Raw genomic sequence first — 21424 nt, 5'->3', positions numbered from 1 at the left:
GATGGCCGTCTCCGCCAACCCCACCGCTGACCTGCCGCGCCTTGGCATTGTGCTGATGCTGATGGCGTGGCTGTTCTTTTCGTTGGTTGACCTTGGGGCCAAGTGGTTGGCGTTGGCCGGAGTGCCAGCATTTCAGTTGGCGTTCATGCGCTATGCGGGGCACTTTGTGATCTCAGTGGGCGTGATCGCCAAGGGCGGGATAGAGGCCGGTCGGTTCAAGACTGACCATCCATGGCAGGTGATAAGCCGGGCCTTGCTGCTGATCTCGGCGACCGTTTTCAATTTTTATGCCCTACGGTTTTTGCCGCTGACCGTTGTGTCGGCAATCATGTTCTCAAGCCCGGTCATCGTGTGCTTTCTGTCCGTCTTTGTATTGAAAGAAAGCGTGGGCCCATGGCGTTGGGCGGCTATCATCCTGGGCTTTCTGGGGGTGTTGGTTGTCGTACGGCCGTTTGGTTCGGCCTTTCATCCGACCATGCTGCTGATCGTATATAATGCCACCGCTTTGGCCTTGTACTCGATCATGACGCGCAGGCTGTCCGGGGTCGTTGCCGTGGACACTATGCAATTCTACCTCGGGCTTACCGGTACGGTGGTCCTGTTGCCGTTCGCCATCTGGTTTTGGGTCCAGCCAGAAAACACGTGGAGCCTGATTGTACTGATCGGCCTTGGTGTGTTTGGCTGGTGCGGGCATCAGCTGCTGACGAACGCGCATCGGTTTGGAACGGCGAACCAGTTGATGCCATTCACCTATTCGTTCCTAATCTACGTGGCAATCTGGGGTTATCTGTTCTTTGACACAGTACCGGACGCATTCACGTTGGCGGGGGCTGCGCTGATCATGGCTGCCGGTCTCATCATCTGGAAAAGAGAAAAGAAATGACGCGAATTGCCTGCATCGGCGAAGCAATGATCGAATTGTCCATGCTGGAAACCGGCGCGAAGGTGGGCGTCGCGGGGGATACGCTGAACACGGCCATCTACATGCACCGTGCCGCGCCTGACCTGCAGGTGGAGTATGTGACATGTCTAGGCGACGATCCGTTCTCAAGGCGTATCGTGGACTTCATCGCCAGTCATGGCATCGGAACATCCGGCATCCGTATCATTCCGGACGCCTCTCCGGGACTATACGCGATCACGACATCTGCGGACGGTGAACGCAGCTTTACCTATTGGCGCAGCGAGGCGGCCGCCCGTCAGCTTTTTGCCGATCACGACTTCAGCCCGCTGAACGGTTACGACGTGCTGTACTTGTCAGGGATTTCCGTGGCCATTCTTCCGCATGCAGTCAGGCTTGCGCTTCTGGACTGGCTCGAAGGCTCTTCCGTTCGGTTGGTATATGACAGCAACTTTCGTCCGCGTCTTTGGGACAGCGTCCAACACGCTCGGCAGATTAACCAACGGCTTTGGCAACGTGCAGACATTGCCCTGCCGTCCATTGACGACGAGATGGCATTGTTCGGGGAAAGCGCGGACCAGGTGGCTGCACGCTTTGCCGATCATCACGGTGTCGGTGCGTTGAAACGCGGAGAGAATGGCCCTTTATCCATCGGGCAGAACGCTGACCAAACCTATGAACCTGCCGAAAACGTGCTGGATACGACAGCGGCGGGCGACAGTTTCAACGGTGGGTACCTCGCGGCCTTGCTGATGGGGAAATCACAGGCCGACGCCCTGATGGCTGGACACAATTTGGCTTCCACCGTTGTTCAGTTCCGCGGCGCGATCATTCCCGGATAAGTGGCGCGAGATCCTCAGCGCCAACGAGACCCAAAAGCAGCGCTACCGGGTCCGGCTGCTTGACGGCCTTGGCAATTTCCGACGCGCAAGGATCGTTCAGCGCCCTGCCCTTTGCGATCTCGGACACGCAATAGGAGATCCAGGCCCGCATCCCTGCAATCACCGCCTGAGAGCCGGTCTCACGGAGTGTGGGAACAAACCGATACGGCAGCTTCTGGCTGCCATCCATCGCGATTTGGTCCAGACGATGCGCCAGCTCGGGGTTTTCAAAGCGGCGCAACAAAGCCTCGGCATAATCCGGAACCTGTGCTTGCAGTGCAGCGGGCAGCGTTGCGCCCGCATCCTTCATCAACTCAGAAACCAGCGGGCGCAAAACCGGGTCTCGAACCGCTTCGTGGACGTAGGTCATGCCCCGCTCCAACCCGGCATAAGCCAACAGGGAATGGGCACCGTTCAACATGCGCAGCTTTCGCATCTCGTGCGGGGCTACGTCATCGACCAGTTGCACTCCCGGCCAATCCGGGTGCGGACCGGAGAAACTGTCTTCGATCACCCACTCCGAGAACGCCTCGGTCGGAACAGCCATAGGATCGCCGCTGATTGCGCGAACGGCGTCCGTGGTAGCCGGGGTGATCCGGTCGACCATCGCGTTGGGAAAGCGAACAGAGTCCCAATTCACGTCCAGACCGGCTGCTTCCGCAAAATCGGCAACTGCCGTTTCGAGCGTCTTGCCGTTTTCCATGCGATTGTCACAACTTAGTACCGTTACTGGCTTGCGCCGTTCCGCAAGGCCATAAGCTAAAAACCCGATCAGCGTCGCAGGCTCTTGCCCTGCCAGATCGGCGGCAATCGCCGGGTCCTGAAGGTTCAGCTTGCCCGCGGCGTCCAAGTGATAACCTTTCTCGGTTACGGTTGCCGAAATGATCTCGGCATCCGCCATCACATCGAATATCTCTGCGCGATCCTTGGGCGCGACCAGAACGTCACGCAGAGCTTTGATGCGCCGGACTCCCTGCCCCTGTACGCACAAATCGTACTCGAAACCCTGTCGGGCCAATCCATCCCGAACCGAGGATGAACGCAGGCTGACGCCGACAACGTCCCATCCGCCCGCTTGATCCGTGTAATCCAGCAAATGCGCCCGGGCAAAGTTTCCAAGGCCGAAATGAAGAATTGTATCCATTTACCTTTGCAACCCGTAAACTTGTTTCGCCAGATCGACCGCCAGCAATCGCGCCAGATGCTCGGCACTGTCCCGATCGAAATAGCCGCGCGCAACCTGCTCGGCCAGATGAATCGCCACACCCCTTCGCCACAGGTCGTGACGTGCAGGAATGGACAGGAAAGCCCGCGTGTCGTCATTGAATCCGGCCAGATTGTAATATCCGGCCGTTTCAACGACCTGATCGAAATACCGCGCAATCCCGGCTGGGCTGTCGTGGAACCACCAAGGCGGCCCGATCCTAAGGCACGGCCAATGTCCCGCCATCGGGGCCAGTTCGCGGGCATAGGTGCTTTCGTCCAGTGTGAACAGAATGATGCGCAGTTCCGCCGAGTTACCGACCCGGTTCAACAGCGCCTCAAGGCCCGTGGCCCAATCCATCGCGATTGGAATGTCGGCCCCCTTGTCCCGTCCGAAGTCCCGCAGTACCGCGTGGTTCGTGTTGCGCTTGCTGCCAGCATGTATCTGCATTGTCAGGCCATCATCGACAGACATCTGCGCCATTTCGATCAGCATATGCCCATAGAACCGGCGAGCATCCTGTTCGGTACCTTCCCGCCGTCTCAGCCGCTGGTACAGCGCTTCCGAGTCGTCCAGCCACTCGGTCTGTACGCGTTCGATACCGTGGTCGGTGGCAGTACATCCCAACTGGTTGAAATAAGCCCGCCGCATTCGCAGCGCGTTGAGGTAGCCATCATAGCTGTCCAGATCGCAGCCTGTCAGCTCGGCCAACTTGTTCAGGTTCTGTACGAACTCCGGGTCCGCCCCATCCAAAACCCCGTCTGGGCGGAACGTCGGAACAACCCGCCCGCCCCAACCGCTTGTTCGAATCTCCTGATGCTCAGCCAGGCTGTCGAGAGCCGAATCTGTGGTGGCCAGAACCTCGATCCCAAACCTGTCGAACAAAGCCCTCGGGCGAAATTCGGGACGCGTCAGCTTTTCTGAGATCTCATCATAAATCAGGTCAGCCGTGCGAGAAGACAACGCCTCAGACACGCCCAGCGTTTCGTGCAGCACGTAGCTCATCCAGATCCGGGATGGCGTTCCCAGAAACAGATGCCAGTGTTCGGCAAAGGTGCGAAAAACGGCGCGGGGATCCTTCTTTCGCCCCTCTTCCCCAACGCCAAGTTCGGACAAAGGAACGCCCTGCGAATAGAGCATACGGAACACGTAATGGTCGGGAACCACAAGCAGCTCTGCCGGGTTGGGAAACGGCTCATCGGTTGCAAACCACCCCGGATCGCAGTGACCATGCGGAGACACGATTGGCAGGTCCTTGATGCCCAAGTACAGGTTTTCTGCCATGCCATTCAAATTGCCAGTCAATTCTGCCTCCGATACTGCTGCCCGCAATTGTTAACACAGTTTTTAATGGTTGCATCTTTCCCGTTCGAACCCGCAGACTGACCGTGTGATCCGGGGGAATGAATGAATATTGCGCTGATTGGTTTGGGGATGGTTTCGGGCACGCATGTCGCTGCCATTCAAGCATCGGATCAAGGCCTCAGTCTTGCCGGCGTCCTCGGGCGCAACTCTGAAAAAGCAGCTGGGTTCGCGCGGCGAAACGGCGCCCGCGCATTCGGCTCGATCGAGGAAATCGCAGACGACCCAAACGTCGACTTTGCGATCATCGCAACACCGCCCGATCAGCGCTCAGAGTTGGTTCGGGTTCTTTCGAGCGCTTCGAAACCGATCCTGATGGAAAAGCCCATCGAGAGAACGCTGGGCGCCGCGACGGCCATCGTCGAGCAGTGCGAGGTATCCGGTGTGCCGCTGGGCATCGTCTTTCAGCACCGCGCCCGCGCCGCCTCGCAGGCGCTGAAATCAGCCATTGAACAGGGTGAGCTGGGCGCGATCGCCACGGTGGAGATCCGTGTCCCTTGGTGGCGCGATCAGAGCTACTATGACGAGCCGGGTCGCGGCACTTATGCGCGCGACGGAGGCGGTGTCATGATCTCGCAGGCAATCCACACGCTTGACCTTGCGATGTGGCTGCTGGGGCCGATCTCGGACATTCAAGCCATGATGAGAAAAACTCCGTTACACGATCTCGAAGCTGAGGATTGGGCAGGTGCAGTCTTTGAAACGGATAGAGGCGCCGTGGGCACTATGATGGCGACTACTGCCGAATATCCCGGGGCCGCTGAGTCCATTACCATCCAAGGCACACGCGCCAAAGCGCATTTGGAGTCAGGTGTCCTGACCTTAACGACTTTCGATGGTCATAAATCCACGGTTGGCGAAACGTCCGCCACAGGCGGAGGGGCCGATCCCATGGCGTTCACCCATGCTTGGCATCAGGCGGTCATCGAGGATTTCGCCAAGGCTGTTGCCGATGGCACGCTGCCCATGGCCACCGGACGCAGTGCCCTTTTGACCCACGCCGTCATAGACGCGATGCAGATCGCCAATCGAACCGGCCAGAAAACACGAGTCATCTCATGAGCCTGACCTGCGTCGCCCTTGGCCTGGACCACCGCCATATCTATGGCATGACGGAAAACATGCGTAAAATCGGCGTGGACTGCGTTGGCTACTGGACACAAGGCGATCCGGAAACGCTACCGGGCTACGTCAAAAGGTTTCCCGATATTCCGCGGCTGGCCCGACTGGAAGACGCCCTAACCAGTGGGGCGGATCTGGCGCTGATTTCGGCAATACCGGCAGATAGGGCCGCGTTGACGATCCGCGCCATGCAAAACGGCATGGATGTCATGAGCGACAAGCCGGGCTGTACGACGTTCGAGCAACTCGACCAGATCAAGCGAGCGGTCGCCGACACCGGTCGAATCTGGTCGGTGAATTTTTCCGAACGATTTGAAACGCCCGTCAGCACCCGGGCGACCGAGTTGGTCGAGTCCGGTGCCATCGGGCGCGTGATCCAGACGGTTGGGCTTGGCCCGCACCGATTGAACCGGGCAACCCGGCCGGATTGGTTTTTTCAGCGTGACCGCTATGGCGGCATTCTGACCGACATCGCCTCGCATCAAATCGAACAGTTCTTGCATTACACAGGTTCGAAAACCGCAGAAATCACGAACGCTTACGTGGCGAACTACGCAAACCCCAACGATCCCGGATTGCAGGATTTCGGAGAGCTCAATCTGCGCAGCAAGAATGGCACTGGGTACATCCGAGTTGACTGGTTCACGCCGGATGCCTTGCCAAACTGGGGGGATGGTCGTCTGACGATCCTCGGAACCGAAGGATATATCGAGTTGCGGAAATACGTCGATGTGGGTGGGGCCTCAGGGACAGACCATCTGATCCTCGTCAATGGTGAAACCTGCCAAAAGATCGACGCAGCCGACGCCGGCCTTCCCTACTTCGCGCGCCTGGCCGATGACATCCGCAACCGGACCGAAACCGCGATGACACAGACCCACTGCTTTACGGTCATGGAACTGGCACTGCACGCGCAGGAAGCGGCGGAACGCAGATGATCAACGTTGCGATCCTTGGCGCAGGTATCGGTGCGCAACATCTGGACGCTCTGGAACGGCTTGACCGCACCTTTCGCGTAGCCGCCGTGGTCGACCAGAATACGGACCGGATCGAACAGATACGGCAGAACTCGGATTTTCGAGCACTAACCAACATTCAGGACGCTCTTGATGATCCGGCGTTTGATGTCATCGACATCTGCCTGCCGCCCCATCTGCATGTACCGACCACCCTTGCAGCACTGGCCGCAGGAAAACACGTTGTCTGCGAAAAGCCTCTTGCGACCTCGATGCAAGATGTGGATCGGATCACGGCAGCCACACGCAGCGCGGGCAAGCAGGTGTTTCCGGTGTTTCAATACCGGTGGGGGCCGTCACTGGCCCAACTGCGCCACCTGCAACGCGCAGGCCTGACCGGAGCGGTCCAAACTGCCGCGCTTGAGACCCATTGGTCCCGCGGGGCAGACTATTACGCTGTGCCGTGGCGGGGAACATGGGCTGGTGAACGCGGCGGCGCAGTGCTGGGCCATGCCATCCACAACCATGATCTGCTGGCTCATATCGCGGGTGATATCGCCTGGGTGTCTGCAATGGCCACAACGCGGGTCAACCCGATCGAGACCGAAGACTGCGCCGCGATCTGCTTTGGCATGACTTCCGGAGCTTTGTGTACAAGCAATATCACCCTGGGCGCCGCCACGGACGAAACCCGCCTGCGGTTCGTCTTTGAAAAGGTGACCGCCACCTCTGGCACGGAACCCTATGCCCCGGGTCAAACGCCCTGGACATTCGTCGCGCGGGACCCGGTGGACCAAGCCGCTATCGACGACGCCCTTGCAGCCTCCGCTGCCGAGCCTACGGGGTTCGAAGGGTTCTTTACCGAAGTCGGCAGGGCGCTGCGGTCCGAGGCAAATTCGGCCGTTACGCTGAAGGATGGCGCTGCATCCATCGGCCTTGTGACAGCGATTTATCACGCGGCGCGCACCGGGCAGCGCGTTGCTCTTCCCATCAGGTCCGATCACCCGCTGTATGAAGGATGGCTGCCATGAAACAATGCTGGCGTTGGTTCGGACCCGATGATCCGATCGCCCTTGCCGCTCTCCATCAAGTCGGGGTTCAGGGCATCGTCACCGCGCTGCATCACATCCCGCCGGGACAGCCCTGGGACGAACCAAGCATCGCCGATCGGCAAGCAGTTCTGGCTACTGCCGGGTACAGTTGGGACGTTGTCGAAAGCCTGCCCGTTTCCGAGGCGATCAAAACACAGTCCGCAGACATGGCTGAACATCTGCAGGCGTATAAGTCCAGCCTCAGGTCCCTGTCCGCCCGTGGCATCAAAATCGTTTGCTACAACTTCATGCCAATCCTGGATTGGACGCGCACCGCCCTTCGCGCACCGCAGCCGCACGGCGGAACGGCCATGCTGTTCGACCTGACCGATTTTGCTGCTTTCGACATACATATTCTTGAACGTCCGGGCGCGTCCGAAGACTATTCCAGCGTCGTCCAGCAAACGGCCAAGGATCGCTTCTTGCGCATGTCGGATGAATCCAAGGCCCAGTTGCAACACAATGTCACTGCGGGGTTGCCCGGCGCCAACGATCAGTGGAGCGTGCAGGACGTGCGCGCTTTGTTGCAGACCTATGCACATATCGACCGTGACCGGCTTCGCGCAAACCTGATCGACTTCCTGTCAGAAGTCGCCCCAGTCGCCCAAGAACTGGAACTACGCTTGTGCTGTCATCCAGATGATCCGCCGTTCTCGTTGCTTGGTCTGCCGCGGATCATGTCCAGTACCGATGACTACGGCGCCGTTCTGGATGCGGTTGATTTGTTGGCGAACGGCGCAACGTTGTGTACCGGATCGCTGGGAGTGTCTCCCGAATTTGATGGGCCGGACTTCGTGCGCAGGCATGGCGACCGAATTCACTTTGTCCATCTGCGGAATACCCAACGCATCGCCGGGTCAGACAGCCAGAAGCCGGACTTCTTTGAGGCCTCGCATCTGGAGGGCGACACCGACATGGTCGGCACAATTCGCGAACTGATGAACGAACAGCGCCGCCGCAAATCCCAAGGGCGTCGCGACTGGCAAATTCCGATGCGGCCCGACCACGGACAAGAACTGCTGAGCGATCTGGGCGGACACAGTACTCCCGGCTATCCGTTGATCGGGCGTATGCGCGGGCTTGCGGAACTGCGCGGCATCATGGCGGCGTTCTCGTAACGCGTCGGATCAGGCGGTTTCTTTTCGCCCGCAACACTTCTATGCTTGCCTGAGCGCCGCATTCTTCGTTTAATTGCTATACGTAAACGGGCAGCGGGGTGTCTTCCGGACTCGCCCGACGTCTGTACAAGACGCGTGAAACTCCCGCGAAAACCGATGCGATTGGGCATCATTTTTCGAAACGTCTGCCATACGGCAATGGCGAAATATCGGGAGGAGTCTAAATGAAAACTGCAGGCGTAATAGGTCTTGGCGACATGGGCAGCGGCCTTGCCAAGAACCTGATCAAGAATGGCTTTGAAACATCAGGTTTCGACCTGAGCGAGACGCGCTTGACGGCATTTGCTGACATGGGCGGCCAGCCCAAGGACAGCGTGGGACAGGTCGGTCAACACGCCGCCAGTGTGTTTGTCATGGTAATGAACGGAGATCAGGCCCGCGATGTCATTCTGGGTGAAAACGGGCTGGTTGCGAACATGGCCAAAGTCGGAACGGTCATCCTATCGGCGACCATTACCCCGGCCGAAGCCCGCGCCATCGGGCAGGATATGGAAGGCTCAGGCATACATCTGATCGACACGCCGGTCTCAGGTGGGTTTCCCGGCGCGCAGAACGGCACATTGACGATGATGGCTGCCGGTGCTGCGGATGTGCTGGACCGAAACGCCGAAGTCATGCAGGCAGTGTCTGCAACAATTCATCGAGTCGGAGAAAACGCTGGCGACGGGCAAACCGTGAAAGCCTGCCTGCAATCCCTGATCGGATCGATCTTTTCCGCCACATTCGAGGCTGCGGCCCTGGCGGCCAAAGCCGGTGTCAGCGGTCAGGCATTGCTTGATGTGTTCTCCTCATCCAGCGCGGGGTGCGGCGTCGTGAATTCCGCCCTTGAAAACATCATTGATCGCAAGTTCGAGGCCACCGGCAGCCATATCGCAACCATGCATAAGGACCTGACGATCTCGCTGGCACTCGCCGGTGCATTGGGCGTTCCCATGCACACAGCGTCATCCGCAATGCAGATCTTTCACGCAGGAAAAACTAAATACCCGAATGGCGACAACTGGGTGTGTACTCGCGTCATTGAAGAAATCGTTGACGCAGAATTGCATCGCTGAGGGGTCCGGACATGAAATTGGGTGTAATTTGCGACGGCATTTCCCGCGATTTGCTGCATGCCGTTGACGTGATGGACGAATTCGGTCTGGACTATGCAGAGCTTCAATTCGTTGGCGATGCGGAGGTCGGGGATCATTCCCCGCAGGAAGTTGCCGAGATCGACGCGCTTTTGCGCGACCGGGGCAAGCCTGTGTCATGTCTGTCGCGCCATATCTTTGCGGGGATGACAGCTGCCAATAGGCCCGGCGACGACCTCCACACTCGGCATATGGACGCCTTGAAACGCGTAATCGACATGGCGCATGTTGTTGGGTCTCCGCTGGTTCGGATCATGACGCAACGAAAAGAGCAGATACTGTGGGGAAAAAACGGCGCCGAGAAGTGGAACGTAGCGCATGGGGTATGGGACTCGATGCCGCCGCTGATCGCGCCGGCGGTTGAACTGGCAAGAGCTGAGGGCGTGACGCTTGTCGTGGAAACCGGAAACGGCACGCTGGTCAATTCCAACTATACAGCCCGCAAGCTGATTGACGAGTTGGACGCGAAAGACTCTTTGAAAGTGCTGTGGGACCCCGGAAACAACTGCTGGTGCCATGAACTGGCATATCCGGACGGTTATGAAGAACTGCGCGGCGGCTATCTGGGTCACATTCACATCAAGGACGTGAAGGTCGACACGCCACGGGCAACGCTGGAAGTGCGCCGCATGGGGGAAGGTCAGCTTGCGCCTTTGTTCCAACCCATCGCGGACGCGCTCAGATCCGACGCCTATGATGGCGTCATTTCCTTCGAGAGTGTTTATCACCCCGGCAACGGGAATTTCGAAGATGGTTTTCGTCTGTGTGTGGACAGGTTCAAAAGCCTGTTTGCATGAACTTACAGTCAATATACCCTATAAATCAGATATTTGAGCCCCGCAGCTGAATGCCGAATGGGGTATACGAGACTGGTCGCGATCGCGTGAAATCAAGGAAAGGGCCTGCTGGATGAAGCAAGAGTTTTTTGACCTGTCCATTGAAACGCCGGGCAAATCCCTCATCGACATCAGCGGGATCGTTCAGCGTGCAGTGTCCGAACACGAATTTGTCTCGGGCCTGCTGACCCTTTGGTGCGTCCACACCGGTGCCGCGCTGTTGGTGCAGGCCAATGCCGATCCCGAAGTGCTCAAGGATATCGAGACGTTCTTCGAGAAACTCGTGCCCAAGTCACCAGGCAAGTATCACCACCGCCCGACCGAGGACGACAACGCTCCATCGCATCTGCGGGCGCTGTTGACGCAAACTCAGGTATCGATCCCGGTCGAACAGGGGCAGCTTCCGCTGGGTCGCGTACAAAGCCTGTACCTGTTCGAACATCGGGAAGCACCCAAGGCACGCCGATTGAAGGTGCACTACATCGGGACGTGATGCCTTGGATCACATGGAGCGTTGGCAGTGCTAACGCCCCATCCAGCCCCCGTCGACTACAAGGATTTCACCGTTGACGAAGTCCGACGCAGCAGAGGCCAGAAAGACCACCGGTCCGGCAAAATCAACAGGCGTACCCCAACGGCCTTGGGGTGTTCGTTCCAGGATCGACTTCGACCGGACCGGATCATCCCGCAGGGCTTGGGTGTTGTCGGTCGCGATGTAGCCAGGCGCGATCGCATTCACGTTTACGCCCTGCCCGGCCCATTCGTTGGCCAAGGCTTTGGTCAGCTGTCCAATCCCGCCTTTCGAGGCCGCATAGCCCGGAACGGTGATGCCACCCTGAAATGTCAGCAGCGATGCAGTGAAGATGATCTTCCCCGAGCCGCGCGCCAGCATGTCCCTGCCGATCTCGCGTGACAGAACGAACTGCGAGGACAGGTTCACCTCCATCACTTCGTCCCACCAGTCGTCCGGGTGTTCGGCGGCGGGTTTGCGTTTGATCGTGCCGGCATTGTTGACAAGTATATCAGGGGTTTGTCCGTCGGCTCTCAACTGATCAATGAACCCATGCAGCGCGGCGCGATCCGAAAAGTCGCATTGGTAGGCCCGGAAATTGCGTCCCATCGCCGTCACGGCTTTTTCGACATCCGAGCCAGACAGCTCGAGCGAGGCGGACACTCCGATGATATTGGCTCCGGCCGATGCCAATGCTTCGGCCATACCGCGCCCGATACCGCGTTTGCACCCGGTCACAAGGGCCGTCTTTCCCGTCAGGTCGAAACTTTGCAAAACACTCATGAACGCGGTCCTACTTCGATCAGGCTTTTCATTGCGGTTGGGCTGCGATCCAGTGCTTCGAACGCGGCCTGGATGTCTGCCAGAGGGCTGACGTCCGTGATCACAACATCCGCGTCCACTCCGCCCGAGGCGACAACTGCAATGGCTTTCTCGTAATCCTCTGGCTCATAGACCCGAGCACCGATCAGTCGCAGCTCTCGCCAGAAGAACTGGAACAGGTCGATCTGGGGCTTTTGAGCATGGATCGCGACCATTACGATCCGGGCCCGAGTCGCGGCAACGGCGGTCATTGCATCGACACCGGGCTGCGTTCCTGACACCTCGAAAACCACATCTGCCCCTTTGTCGCCCGTGCGCGCGTTGATTGTGGACACCAGATCGGTTTCGATTGGGTTGATCGTGTCAAAGCCAAGTTTTTCAGCAATCGCAAGACGGTTCGGATTCACTTCGGAAATCACGACATTTCCACCCGCGTCCCGCGCAACCATGGCAACCAGGATGCCAATCGGGCCGCCGCCGATAACGACAACGTCCTCTCCAGGTTGCAGGTCAGACAGCCGCACATCGTGGCAGGCAACGGCAACCGGCTCGATCAGCGCCGCGTGATCCATGCGCAAGTCATCCGGCAGAACGTGCAACGTGTGGGCCGGAACAGTCCAGATCTCTTGCATCGCGCCATCGGTGTCGAGGCCGAGAAACTTGAGATTCTGACAGATATGCTGATGCCCCCGCTTGCAAGCTGGGCATTCTCCGCAGTGATCAAGCGGTCGGACAACGACCTTCTGGCCGGGTTCGACCGTATCGACGCCCTCGCCCACCGCTTCGACCACACCTGACATCTCATGCCCAATAACCCGGTTCAGGCCGACGCGGGCATCCATGTTGCCGTGGTAGACGTGCATATCCGTCCCACAAATCCCACAATAGGCAACACGAATGGCAGCCTCGCCGGGACCCGGATCTGTCGCTTGGGCTTGCTCTACTGCAAAGCTCTTATCGCCCCTGTAGTATGCGGCAGTGATCGTCTGGGTCGTCATCTATGCATCTCCTTGTGTTCCGCATTCAATTTGTCCCAGTCGAATTCCACTCCGGTTCCCGGGGTATCCGGGGCCACGGCCAGACAGTCTTCGACAACTAGTGGACGGGTCGTGTACTGGTCTATCGGGAATGAGTGTACTTCTAGCCAGCCTGCGTTGGGTTGCGCAGAAACAAGGCTGACGTGCAGCTCCTGCATCCCATGACTGCAAACCGGAATGCCGTGCTGTGCGCTTAGCGCGGCCACGCGCAGCCAGCCGGTGATTCCACCGCAGTTTGAGGCATCGGGCTGGATAAAACTCAGTTTCGCGTCATCAAAGGCGTATTCAAATTCGTGTATGGTGTGCAGGTTTTCACCCATGGCAAGGGGAACGCCCGTCGCTTCGACAATTCGGCCATAACCTTTGTAGTCGTCTGGAATTGTCGGTTCCTCGAACCACAGGATATCGCAGTCGGCGAACCCTCTGGCAGCGACGATGGCCTGTTCGACACTCATAGAGTAATTCGCATCGACCATGAAGAACCGGTCCGGCCCCAGCATCTCGCGCACCGCCCGGGCACGTGCAAGATCGTCGGCCAGGTCTGGTTGACCGACCTTGATCTTGACTGCGTTGAACCCACGCGCAAGGTACCCTTCGGTCTGACGCAGCAGTTTCTCCAACGAGAAATTCAGGTCGATCCCGCCGGCATAGGCCTTGCACCTTTTCGACGCTCCACCGGCCATCTGCCACAAAGGCGCATTCTGCGTTCTGCCGCGAATATCCCACAGTGCAATATCTACGGCCGAGATGGCAAACGAGGCGATCCCGCCCCGTGCGACGTAGTGCACGTGCCACTGCATGGTATCGTACAGGCTTTCGATCTGTTCGGCGTCTTGTCCAACAAGGAACGGTGCCAGGTCATGCTGGATCATCGCCAAGATGGCATGGCCACCCTTGCCCCCGGTATAGGTATACCCGACCCCCTCGACCCCATCCGAGGTTTGAATGGTGACAGTGATCAATTGAAAAAACGTGTGATCCCCATGTTTGGCATCGACTAGGACTTCGGCGAGCGGAACGTTGAACAGCCGCGCTGATACACTTTCTATGCGATTCATTAACCTAAGACCTTCTGCTGCCTGGCAATAACCCGAGACTGTAGAAGGGTGACCGCAAATAGAAAGCCTCCACGTATGACCATTTGCCAATAGGCACTGAAACTAATGGTGCCCTGACCGTTTTCAAAGTTTAGAACGTTGAAGACCAGCCCCAGCAACAGCGCGCCAGCGACCGTCGCAGGGATCGATCCCATCCCACCCGTCAACAAAGTGCCGCCTACAACCACAGAAGCGATGGCTGACAATTCCCATCCGATGCCTTCAAGGGGTTGCCCAGCTCCAAAACCCGAGGCCAGAAAGACTCCAGCTAGCCCCGCACAGCCACCCGACAGCAGGTAGACAAAAGCCTTGGCGCGATTGACCTTCAGACCCATGAGGTTCGAGGCATCCTCGCTGCCACCGATCGCCAAGACGGTCCGCCCGATGGTTGTTCTTTCCAGCACCAGCCAAAGTGCCAGAGTCAGTCCGGCCACGATGACGATCGCCCATGGAAACAGACCAAAGGCCTGCCCCATGCCAAGCTTGGTGAAGTTCGACCCCCAATCGACCGAAATTGTCTGGGCGCCCGAAATCACCAATGCGCCGCCTTTTGCGGCCAGCATGGTGGCCAGCGTGGCGATGAAGGGCGGGATCCGAAGGATGATTATGCAAAAGGCGTTGATCGCCCCGAAACCAACCCCGGCAAGAACGGCCCCCGGCAACGCAACCTGAATCCCATACGGGCTGAGATAGGCCGCAACAACCGAGGTAAACGCCGCCACGGATCCGACCGACAGATCAATCCCGCCGGTCATGATCACAAAACACATGCCCAGCGCAATCGCGATGAACATCGCGTTGTAATTCAGGAAAGACGAGAAATTGTAGGCGCTGCCAAAGTTGTCATAGCGCATCAGCCCGAACAGAATCAAAGCCAGCAGTGCGATCCACACCGTCACCGAGGCCGAATTACGTCGAAGGTATTTTCGCAGGTCAAAAGCCGTTTCATCCAACATCGATTAAACCCTCCGAAACTGCTGGACCCAAACGGCCAGGATAATGATGACGGCCTTGGCGATCAGTGCAACTTCGTCCTCTACCCCGTTGGCCAACAATGTATATTTGACCAACTGGATGATGACGGCACCCAGTATGGCACCAAAGATCGGCGCTCGCCCGCCTTGCAAAAGAGCCCCGCCAACAACCGCGGCCGCGATGGCATCAAGCTCCATCAGATTGCCGTTGCGCGCGGCGTCCGAGGCCGAGTTGATTGCAACCACGATCAAACCGGCTAGGCCCGCAAGCACCGCGCAGATGACATAGGCCCCGATCTTGACCCGTCGGACGGGACCACCCGACAGATAGGCCGCACGTTCATTGCCCCCTATGGCCAACAGGTAACGGCCCCATGTGGTTCTGGTGATCACCCAAAACAGCACACAGGCAATGGCCAGCGCCAGCCAGCCCTGGAACGGCAAACCAAGCACTTTACCAGTTCCAAGATAACTGAATGAAGGGTTTGAAAACGTCTGCAGGTTCCCGTTCGTCAAGACTTGGGCAATACCGCGACCAGAGATGAAGAGAATGAGCGTCGCAACGATGGGCTGCACGTTCAACACGGCAACCATCACGCCGTTGAATACCCCGCATAGCCCCGCAATGAACAGCGGCAGGACAATGGCCAAAGTGACGCCTAGCATCGGATTGGCAGCGCCCAGATCCGACAGAAAGATCAGCGGAGCAAGCGCCCCCGCCAGCGCCATGACCGCCCCAACCGACAGATCGATCCCACCCGTGGCGATTACCAGCGTCATCCCCATGGCCACGATGGCGATCGTAGCGACCTGGCTGATATTTACGAACAGGGTTTGCAGTTGCAGGAAATTAGGTGTGAAAAACGCGTTGAATACTAATAGGGCGACCAACGCGGCGATGCCGCCGTGAAAGCGGAAGGGCATTGATGCGACCCGTTGCGGCAACTTCATTGCGCGGTCCATGAACCAGTTCCTTCTTCATGATGCGCAAGCGCGCGCACCAGTATGTTCTCGGTGACCCCGGGGTTGGTCAGTTCCTTGACCGAGCGTCCCTCGTGCATGACAACGATGCGGTCAGCGCCTTCCACCAGTTCTTCGAATTCCGAACTAATGAGGACGACACCAAACCCCTTCTCGACATAAGACCGAATGAACGATTGGATCTCTCGCTTGGCGCCAACATCCACGCCTCGGGTCGGCTCGTCGAGTATCAGGATGTCGGGCTGCGTCGCCAGCCAACGGGCAAGCAACACCTTTTGCTGGTTGCCGCCGGACAATTCGCGAATGGGCTGGTCCATATGCGCCGCCTTGATGCCCAGATCGTCGATAAAGGCCTGAACGATCTCGCGCTCGCGGGCAAAGTCGATTTGACCACGGCTGGCCAGTTTCGGCAGCAGGGCCAGCGTCATGTTCTCGCGCACGGACATGTCTGGAACGATCCCTTCGGCCTTGCGATCTTCGGTCAGAAAGCCGACGCCGTTTGCGATCGCGTCACCCGGTCCGGACGGTTGACCGACCGTGCCATGCAACTCGATTGCGCCGCTGCGTTTCCCGTCCACTCCGAACAAAGCGCGCGCCGCCTCGGTCCGGCCAGAGCCCAGCAATCCGCCCAGCCCAACGATTTCCCCGCGGTGGAGCGTGAGGTCGAAATGCGTCAGCCGCGGGCCTGTTGAAACAGAGTCCGCCCGCAAAACGATATCGCCTTTCTTGGCCTTGGCACCTGCGAAGTCCGTCAAACCTTCTGCCGCGATCTCATCCTTGTTGCGGCCCAGCATGTCCGCGATCATTTCCAGTTTGGTCGTGTCCTGGACGTTACGCGTGCTGACGGTGCGCCCATCTCGCATCGTTGTGACTCGATCGCATATTTGGAACAGCTCATCGATGAAATGCGAAACATAAAGAACAGACACGCCCTGTTTCTTCAACTCGCGCACAACACCGAACAGCACCTCGACTTCGCTGGCATCCAGCGACGACGTAGGTTCGTCCATGATGACAAGTTTCGCATCCAGCGAAACAGCCCGCGCAATTGCAACCAACTGCTGGATCGCTGTCGAGAAATTTCCTAGCGGCTCGGTCACGTCGATATCTATGCCAAAGCGCGTAAGCACCTCGCGTGCGCGCCTGTTGCCCTCGCGCCAGTCGACCAGAAAGCCGAGACGTTTGGGCTCGTACCCCATGATGATGTTTTCAGTCACTGACCGCAGCGGTACCAGGTTGAGCTCTTGATAGATGGTGGCAATTCCGGATTCCTGCGCTTCGCGCGGAGTGGAGATGCGGCTCGGCACACCCGCCAGATGAACGTCGCCGGCATCCCGATCGTAAACTCCGGTCAGAACCTTGATCATCGTCGATTTTCCGGCACCGTTCTGGCCGATCAGCGCATGAACCTCGCCGGGCGCGATTTCCAGGTTGGCCTGGCTAAGTGCCGGTACGCCGGCAAACGACTTTTCAATTCCCGACATCGAGACGAGCGCATTCATGAGATGTCTTCCTCCGATTGCTTGCAGGCGGCGCCGACCACAGGCCAGCACCACCCACCAGGGAGAATCAATAGGCTTCGTCGATGTGATCGGCCGCATTGTCCTTGGTAAAGATGCGATCTTCGACTTTCACCCATTCCGGGATCGTCTCGCCAGCTGCGTATTTATTCATGACTTCACAAGCCAGAGGGCCGAAGAAGGGCGAGCTTTCCACCGTCACCCCCATCTTGCCATCGATAATAGCCTGAAGTGCATCGCGTGTCCCGTCGATCGAAACGATGGTCACGTCCTCGCCGGGCTTGCGGCCGGCCAGTTCCAGAGCCTGGATCGCACCGATCGCCATCTCGTCATTGTGGGCGTAGACCACGTTCACATCGGGGTGCGCCTGCAGCAGGGTTTCCATCACCTGACGACCCAGGTCGCGCGCAAAGTCACCGGTCTGAGAAGCCACGATCTCAAAGCGGTCATCCGCTGCAATCGCGTCGTCGAAACCTTTTTTGCGGTCATTTGCAGGTGAAGAACCAGTCGTGCCCTCCAACTGGACGATGACGCCATTGTCGCCGTCGAAATTCTCCATCAGCCACTGTGCGGCCCGGTTGCCTTGATCAATGAAATCCGACCCAAGGAACGCCACAAAATGCTCGCCCGGCTTGGCAACGGCCGGATCAACCGAGCGGTCCACCAAAAAGGTCGGGATTCCCGCTGCACGGGCCTTCATAACGGCTGGGATCAACGGCTTTTCTTCCCGCGGGGGCAGGAACAGAACGTCGATGCCTTGGGCGATCATGCTGTCCACATCCGCAACCTGCTTTGCCGCAGATCCGGCTGCATCCGTCGCGATAAGGTCCCAGCCGCAGGCCTCGGCCGTATCATGGAATGATTTTGTCTCGGCAATGCGCCACGGATTGTTCGACTCCATCTGCGCAAAGCCGACCTTGTAGCGATCTTTCTGCTCAAGCGGTGGCAGATCCTGCGCTATCGCAGTCGTGCCCAACAGCGCACCCGCGACAACCGTCGAGATCAAAAGAGTTCTGCGTTTCATGGTTATTCCTCCTCCATTGGTGCGGTCGCCTCCGTTTTGACCGCGAGTTTTAGGTCATGCCCAATTCATGTAAGTCGTCTGTTTCCTCAGATAGCCATCGAAGCCATATGCGCCGTCTTCGCCCCCAACCCCGGATAAACCCCAACCGGTGTGAAATCCCTGTACGGCCTCACCATTGGAGCGGTTCAGGTACAATTCGCCGAACTTCAAACGGCTCGGGGCCTCCATCAATCGCCGGTGCGATGCCGTAAAGAGATAGGCAGACAGCCCGAATGATGTGTCATTCGCTACGTCTATCGCCTGATCAAAATCATCGACTCGCATGGCTGTCGCCACAGGGCCAAATACCTCCTCTTGCATCGCGGCATTGCCGTTGTCGGAGACCTCGAGAACCGTCGGGGACATCCAGTGTCCTTTGCGGTGCGCGCTGTCCAACAGGGGCCCGCCTTCCAGATGGACCGTGGCACCTTCCGTGATGCTGCGCTTAATGATTTCGTCGACCTTGGACACCTCGGCCTTGCTGACTTTGGGACCCAGATCGCAGTCCTCCATCGGATCCCCGATCGACAAAGCGCGGGCCGCAGACACGAATTTTTCAAGAAACTGATCCGCAATGCCGCGATGTAGATACATACGCTCGTTGCAGGTGCAAATCTGGCCGCAATTGGCAAACCGGGCGGCAATGGCGGCCGAAACAGCAGCGTCAATATCCGCATCCTCCATCACGATGAACGGAGCCTTGCCGCCAAGCTCGAGCCGGACAACCTTGATCCGGTCGGCCGCGGCGCGAAAAATCTCTTTACCGGCTCGTGTGCTGCCGGTCATTGTGATCAGTGAGGTATCGGGGTGTTCGACCAACCGCTGCCCTACCACCGGCCCCTTGCCTGTCAGAACATTCAGAACACCGGCCGGAAACCCGACCTTTTCGGCAAGCTCGGCGATCGCGAGACCGGACAGCGGCGTGATTTCGTGCCCCAACAGAACAACAGTATTGCCCGCGACCAGCGCAGGCCCGACTTTCCTGGCGGCCAATGCCAGCGGATAGTTCCAGGCCGTCAACGCAACAACAACGCCATAAGGATGACGCCGGATCTGGATTTCCTCGGACTTGTTGTCCGATGCCACTATGTCACCCGAAATCCTCCGGGCCTCTTCAGCCGCATGGCAAAGAAAGGTAACAGCGGCATCAACTTCACTTCGGGCCTGCGTGATCGGCTTGCCCTGCTCGACCGTGATCAAGGCTGCCAGACGCCCGGCGTCAATCCGGATGGCTTCGGCCAACCGCTGAACCAGTCGCGCCCGCTCGATCGCCGGACGCGAGGACCACGAGCTAAAAGCACGATGGGCCGCCTCGACGGCCGCATCCGCATGAGCGGCACCGCCATCTGGAACTTGCGCAACGATTTCTTCATTTGCAGGGTTCTCGACACCAACCGTGTCCGCGTCAGAGTCGGTAAAGCGGCCATCGATGAACATCGAATGCCGAACCACCTGACCCAACTCCCCCACCACAGACCGCAATTTCGCCTCCCGCGTTTGCTCGGTCAGACCACATTGGCGACCGCACTGCCGATCAAAACACTAATAATATTATTTCGTCAACACTAATATTAATTACTATTCACTAATATTAGTTGCGTGTCCTCCGCATAGTCGATAAAAAGGAAGCGAACAAAAAGGTTGAGCGATGAACGATCAAGCGAACAAGACCGGGCAGCACAGGGGCGTGGGACGAGTCGCGGGCCGGCAGCGCATAACGATGCATGATATTGCACGCGTCGCCGGGTGCTCACAGACGACAGTATCGCTGGTTCTAAACAAGAACGATTCCGTCAAAATCTCCGAGGACACAAAGCAAAGAGTCCTGGATGCCGCCAACACGCTTGGATACGCCATGCCCTCTCAACTCAGGAAACCCCAGGACAGCGCGCCTCGACCCTCGGCGTTAGACGGCACCATCGCTTTTGTCGTGGACGATCTGGCGTCGAGCCCCGAAATGGTAAACGCGTTTAATGGCGTGAAACAGGCCGTTCGGGACACGGGAAATCTTGTATTGCTGGCAGAAACCCAAAACGACCCCGAGGTCGAACCCAGAACGCTTAGGTATTTCCTCGACCAACAGGTTGCGGGCATCATTTACGCAACCGTTTTCACCCGGCGGGTGGTCGTTCCGGAAATACTCAGGCAGACCGCAACCCCGGTTCTGCTGCTGAACTGCTTTTGCGACGACCTCTCTTTTCCTGCGGTGATCCCCGGCGAAGTCGCTGCTGGACATACGGCGACCAACGCCCTGATCAAGGCGGGGCACAAACGAATCGCCACCATCACCGGTGAGCCGTTCATGGAATGCGCCGCAGGGCGAACGACCGGGTACAGAAACGCCCTTGCTTCCGCCGACATCCCATTTGACGAGGATTTGGTCATCGAGGGCAACTGGCTGCCCAGCGCAGGCTATGCTGCCACGCGCGAATTGATGGACCTGCCCTCTCCGCCAACCGCCATTTTCTGTCAGAATGACCGAATGGCGATCGGCTGCTATGAGGCGCTCAAGGAACTTGGCCTATCCATCCCCGAAGACATCTCGGTCATCGGATTTGACGATGACGAAACCGCGCGACACCTGTCGCCCCCCCTGACCTCGATGATCCTTCCAACTAGGGCGATGGGACGCTGGGTCATCGAACAGTTGTTCCACGGTCCGACGGATGGTCAGCGACACCCTCTCGTGAAGCTTGAATGCGAACTGGTGGAGCGCGACTCGATCAGCGAACCCAAACGCCGGGCCTGAAGGCGA

20 protein-coding genes are annotated in these 21424 nt (G+C 58.3%); 10 read left to right on the top strand and 10 right to left on the bottom strand.

From position 1 onward, the window contains the following. The first annotated feature begins 1 nt into the window (after position 1). A complete protein-coding gene (locus ACR0NM_RS02550) occupies positions 2 to 883 on the top strand; it encodes a DMT family transporter (protein WP_170396161.1) in 882 nt (293 codons plus the stop codon). After that, on the top strand, positions 880 to 1743 hold the full coding sequence (locus tag ACR0NM_RS02545) for a sugar kinase (RefSeq protein WP_480613082.1): 864 nt from the start codon (positions 880 to 882) through the stop codon (positions 1741 to 1743). Before ACR0NM_RS02550 ends, ACR0NM_RS02545 begins: the two co-directional genes overlap by 4 nt. On the opposite strand, the gene ACR0NM_RS02540 is transcribed toward ACR0NM_RS02545, so the two are convergent. Together ACR0NM_RS02540 and uxaC are read right to left on the bottom strand one after the other, a co-directional pair. Next, positions 1730 to 2926 (bottom strand): mannitol dehydrogenase family protein, encoded by a 1197-nt coding sequence (locus tag ACR0NM_RS02540; protein ID WP_480613080.1) that lies wholly within the window; start codon positions 2924 to 2926, stop codon positions 1730 to 1732. The genes ACR0NM_RS02545 and ACR0NM_RS02540 overlap by 14 nt on opposite strands. Continuing rightward, positions 2927 to 4270: a glucuronate isomerase gene (gene uxaC, locus ACR0NM_RS02535; RefSeq protein ID WP_480613907.1), complete on the bottom strand. Its 1344-nt coding sequence runs from the start codon at positions 4268 to 4270 to the stop codon at positions 2927 to 2929. 123 nt (positions 4271 to 4393) lie between these two features. On the opposite strand from uxaC, the gene ACR0NM_RS02530 reads away from it, so the two are divergent. The 7 genes from ACR0NM_RS02530 to ACR0NM_RS02500 all read left to right on the top strand — a co-directional run bounded on the left by ACR0NM_RS02530 (position 4394) and on the right by ACR0NM_RS02500 (position 11157). Continuing rightward, complete coding sequence (locus tag ACR0NM_RS02530; protein ID WP_480613078.1) at positions 4394 to 5410, top strand: Gfo/Idh/MocA family protein; 1017 nt, start codon at positions 4394 to 4396, stop codon at positions 5408 to 5410. Beyond that, positions 5407 to 6408, top strand: coding sequence for a Gfo/Idh/MocA family protein (locus ACR0NM_RS02525; protein ID WP_480613076.1), 1002 nt, complete (start codon positions 5407 to 5409; stop codon positions 6406 to 6408). The genes ACR0NM_RS02530 and ACR0NM_RS02525 overlap by 4 nt, the downstream gene beginning before the upstream one ends. After that, complete coding sequence (locus tag ACR0NM_RS02520) at positions 6405 to 7457, top strand: Gfo/Idh/MocA family protein (protein ID WP_480613074.1); 1053 nt, start codon at positions 6405 to 6407, stop codon at positions 7455 to 7457. The genes ACR0NM_RS02525 and ACR0NM_RS02520 overlap by 4 nt, the downstream gene beginning before the upstream one ends. Further along, the gene (gene uxuA / locus ACR0NM_RS02515) at positions 7454 to 8635 is read left to right on the top strand and encodes a mannonate dehydratase (RefSeq protein ID WP_170403527.1); all 1182 of its coding nucleotides are present in this window, start codon (positions 7454 to 7456) and stop codon (positions 8633 to 8635) included. Before ACR0NM_RS02520 ends, uxuA begins: the two co-directional genes overlap by 4 nt. Positions 8636 to 8859: 224 nt before the next feature. After that, positions 8860 to 9750, top strand: a complete 891-nt coding sequence (locus ACR0NM_RS02510) for an NAD(P)-dependent oxidoreductase (protein ID WP_480613072.1) — start codon at positions 8860 to 8862, stop codon at positions 9748 to 9750. 11 nt (positions 9751 to 9761) lie between these two features. Beyond that, positions 9762 to 10625, top strand: coding sequence for a sugar phosphate isomerase/epimerase family protein (locus tag ACR0NM_RS02505; RefSeq protein WP_480613070.1), 864 nt, complete (start codon positions 9762 to 9764; stop codon positions 10623 to 10625). 112 nt (positions 10626 to 10737) lie between these two features. After that, positions 10738 to 11157, top strand: a complete 420-nt coding sequence (locus ACR0NM_RS02500; RefSeq protein ID WP_170466261.1) for a secondary thiamine-phosphate synthase enzyme YjbQ — start codon at positions 10738 to 10740, stop codon at positions 11155 to 11157. A 30-nt stretch (positions 11158 to 11187) separates the two neighbouring features. Here the strand turns inward: ACR0NM_RS02500 and ACR0NM_RS02495 are convergent, their stop codons facing one another. The 8 genes from ACR0NM_RS02495 to ACR0NM_RS02460 form a co-directional block, all read right to left on the bottom strand. After that, complete coding sequence (locus tag ACR0NM_RS02495) at positions 11188 to 11958, bottom strand: SDR family oxidoreductase (RefSeq protein WP_480613068.1); 771 nt, start codon at positions 11956 to 11958, stop codon at positions 11188 to 11190. Further along, positions 11955 to 12995: an alcohol dehydrogenase catalytic domain-containing protein gene (locus tag ACR0NM_RS02490; RefSeq protein ID WP_170403544.1), complete on the bottom strand. Its 1041-nt coding sequence runs from the start codon at positions 12993 to 12995 to the stop codon at positions 11955 to 11957. The genes ACR0NM_RS02495 and ACR0NM_RS02490 overlap by 4 nt, the downstream gene beginning before the upstream one ends. Beyond that, positions 12992 to 14092, bottom strand: a complete 1101-nt coding sequence (locus ACR0NM_RS02485; RefSeq protein ID WP_480613066.1) for a mandelate racemase/muconate lactonizing enzyme family protein — start codon at positions 14090 to 14092, stop codon at positions 12992 to 12994. Before ACR0NM_RS02485 ends, ACR0NM_RS02490 begins: the two co-directional genes overlap by 4 nt. Then, positions 14092 to 15087 (bottom strand): ABC transporter permease, encoded by a 996-nt coding sequence (locus tag ACR0NM_RS02480; RefSeq protein WP_480613064.1) that lies wholly within the window; start codon positions 15085 to 15087, stop codon positions 14092 to 14094. Before ACR0NM_RS02480 ends, ACR0NM_RS02485 begins: the two co-directional genes overlap by 1 nt. Before the next feature lie 3 nt (positions 15088 to 15090). Further along, complete coding sequence (locus ACR0NM_RS02475; RefSeq protein ID WP_170403552.1) at positions 15091 to 16068, bottom strand: ABC transporter permease; 978 nt, start codon at positions 16066 to 16068, stop codon at positions 15091 to 15093. Beyond that, positions 16053 to 17588 (bottom strand): sugar ABC transporter ATP-binding protein, encoded by a 1536-nt coding sequence (locus ACR0NM_RS02470; protein WP_480613062.1) that lies wholly within the window; start codon positions 17586 to 17588, stop codon positions 16053 to 16055. Before ACR0NM_RS02470 ends, ACR0NM_RS02475 begins: the two co-directional genes overlap by 16 nt. A 67-nt stretch (positions 17589 to 17655) precedes the next feature. Continuing rightward, the gene (locus ACR0NM_RS02465) at positions 17656 to 18630 is read right to left on the bottom strand and encodes an ABC transporter substrate-binding protein (RefSeq protein ID WP_170635328.1); all 975 of its coding nucleotides are present in this window, start codon (positions 18628 to 18630) and stop codon (positions 17656 to 17658) included. Between the two features lie 54 nt (positions 18631 to 18684). Further along, the gene (locus ACR0NM_RS02460; protein WP_480613905.1) at positions 18685 to 20142 is read right to left on the bottom strand and encodes an aldehyde dehydrogenase family protein; all 1458 of its coding nucleotides are present in this window, start codon (positions 20140 to 20142) and stop codon (positions 18685 to 18687) included. A gap of 247 nt (positions 20143 to 20389) precedes the next feature. Between ACR0NM_RS02460 and ACR0NM_RS02455 the strand changes: the two genes are divergently transcribed. After that, positions 20390 to 21418, top strand: coding sequence for a LacI family DNA-binding transcriptional regulator (locus tag ACR0NM_RS02455; protein WP_170396944.1), 1029 nt, complete (start codon positions 20390 to 20392; stop codon positions 21416 to 21418). The last annotated feature ends 6 nt before the right edge of the window (positions 21419 to 21424 follow it).

It is taken from the genome of Ruegeria sp. AF2 (assembly GCF_056542025.1).
Note: the sequence above shows the minus strand (reverse complement) of the source record. Positions and strands in the feature narration are given on the sequence as shown.

Bases quoted from the DNA above. Each gene is read 5' to 3' on its own strand.
- ACR0NM_RS02550 (WP_170396161.1), top strand. From the start codon at position 2: ATGGCCGTCTCCGCCAACCCCACCGCTGACCTGCCGCGCCTTGGCATT.
- ACR0NM_RS02545 (WP_480613082.1), top strand. From the start codon at position 880: ATGACGCGAATTGCCTGCATCGGCGAAGCAATGATCGAATTGTCCATG.
- ACR0NM_RS02540 (WP_480613080.1), bottom strand. From the start codon at position 2,926: ATGGATACAATTCTTCATTTCGGCCTTGGAAACTTTGCCCGGGCGCAT.
- uxaC (WP_480613907.1), bottom strand. From the start codon at position 4,270: ATGGCAGAAAACCTGTACTTGGGCATCAAGGACCTGCCAATCGTGTCT.
- ACR0NM_RS02530 (WP_480613078.1), top strand. From the start codon at position 4,394: ATGAATATTGCGCTGATTGGTTTGGGGATGGTTTCGGGCACGCATGTC.
- ACR0NM_RS02525 (WP_480613076.1), top strand. From the start codon at position 5,407: ATGAGCCTGACCTGCGTCGCCCTTGGCCTGGACCACCGCCATATCTAT.
- ACR0NM_RS02520 (WP_480613074.1), top strand. From the start codon at position 6,405: ATGATCAACGTTGCGATCCTTGGCGCAGGTATCGGTGCGCAACATCTG.
- uxuA (WP_170403527.1), top strand. From the start codon at position 7,454: ATGAAACAATGCTGGCGTTGGTTCGGACCCGATGATCCGATCGCCCTT.
- ACR0NM_RS02510 (WP_480613072.1), top strand. From the start codon at position 8,860: ATGAAAACTGCAGGCGTAATAGGTCTTGGCGACATGGGCAGCGGCCTT.
- ACR0NM_RS02505 (WP_480613070.1), top strand. From the start codon at position 9,762: ATGAAATTGGGTGTAATTTGCGACGGCATTTCCCGCGATTTGCTGCAT.
- ACR0NM_RS02500 (WP_170466261.1), top strand. From the start codon at position 10,738: ATGAAGCAAGAGTTTTTTGACCTGTCCATTGAAACGCCGGGCAAATCC.
- ACR0NM_RS02495 (WP_480613068.1), bottom strand. From the start codon at position 11,958: ATGAGTGTTTTGCAAAGTTTCGACCTGACGGGAAAGACGGCCCTTGTG.
- ACR0NM_RS02490 (WP_170403544.1), bottom strand. From the start codon at position 12,995: ATGACGACCCAGACGATCACTGCCGCATACTACAGGGGCGATAAGAGC.
- ACR0NM_RS02485 (WP_480613066.1), bottom strand. From the start codon at position 14,092: ATGAATCGCATAGAAAGTGTATCAGCGCGGCTGTTCAACGTTCCGCTC.
- ACR0NM_RS02480 (WP_480613064.1), bottom strand. From the start codon at position 15,087: ATGTTGGATGAAACGGCTTTTGACCTGCGAAAATACCTTCGACGTAAT.
- ACR0NM_RS02475 (WP_170403552.1), bottom strand. From the start codon at position 16,068: ATGGACCGCGCAATGAAGTTGCCGCAACGGGTCGCATCAATGCCCTTC.
- ACR0NM_RS02470 (WP_480613062.1), bottom strand. From the start codon at position 17,588: ATGAATGCGCTCGTCTCGATGTCGGGAATTGAAAAGTCGTTTGCCGGC.
- ACR0NM_RS02465 (WP_170635328.1), bottom strand. From the start codon at position 18,630: ATGAAACGCAGAACTCTTTTGATCTCGACGGTTGTCGCGGGTGCGCTG.
- ACR0NM_RS02455 (WP_170396944.1), top strand. From the start codon at position 20,390: ATGCATGATATTGCACGCGTCGCCGGGTGCTCACAGACGACAGTATCG.